Origin of the sequence: Actinocorallia libanotica (assembly GCF_039525175.1) — a bacterium.
Classification (GTDB): Bacteria; Actinomycetota; Actinomycetes; order Streptosporangiales; family Streptosporangiaceae; genus Actinocorallia; species Actinocorallia libanotica.
The window spans coordinates 1-854 of the sequence record NZ_BAAAHH010000114.1; the positions used below are offsets into that span (position 1 = coordinate 1).

At 69.1% G+C, this 854-nt stretch carries 1 protein-coding gene; it reads right to left on the reverse strand.

Features of this window, described 5'->3' with window-relative positions:
• Positions 1-106: 106 nt before the first annotated feature.
• On the reverse strand, positions 107-854 hold a 748-nt coding region (locus tag ABD140_RS39910; protein WP_344248279.1), incomplete at its 5' end, for a phage major capsid protein.

An 854-nucleotide genomic window follows, 5' to 3' on the forward strand; every position in this document is an offset into this window, starting at 1 on the left:
TGGCGTAGGCGATGGACATGGCCACGAGGAACCTCGATTCGCAAAGGGATGGGTGGTCCCGTGGCGGCCGACCACCCGCCGGCCGCCACGGTGCTGCGAGCCCCGGCTACTGGTTCTGCAGGAGGCGGAAGGCCTGGTCGTTGATGGAGTCCGCGCCGTCGCGGGCGTAGGCGAACCATCCGCGCTGGCCGGTGGGGCGCCCGGTGGCCTGGTCGAACAGGTGCGGGATCAGTTCCACCGTCATGCCGACGCGCTGGACGATCAGGTAATTGCGGAAGTCGCCGACGACCAGCCGGTTCTCGGCGCCGGTGGTGGCGGTGTAGGCGGGGAAGTAGCTGGAGTACTCCACCGGCCGGTTCTTGATCTTCTCCAGGGTGCCGGTCAGGTCGACGGTGTACCAGGAGATGTTGTTGCCGTTGCCGAAGGCGGAGATCTCGTCCCCGACCTCGGTGGACATCACCCAGCGGGAGTTGGCCTTGTAGCGGTCCGGGAGCGCCCCCCAGACCTTGTTGACGTCGGCGCCGCCGAAGGCGCCGTCGGTGGTGACGACGACCTCCACGTTGGTGTTGGCGTCCAGCGCGGTCAGGATCCCGAACGGCTCGCCGGCACCGGAACCCACGGCGTGCTTGTTGGCCTGCAGCTCGTCGTAGCCCTCCACCAGGAGGCGCGCCATCTCCTCGGCGAAACCGGGGTAGTCCTGGCCGACCCGAAGGGAGAAGGGAATGAAGCCGCGGGCCTCGTGCGCGTCGACGACGGGCTGGGCCAGCGTCGGGGAGTCGTCGCTGACGGCGGAGGCCTCAGCGTCGTAGCTCCAGTTGACGCCGGCGCTGGTGACGCCGCGCCACTGGTCGGTG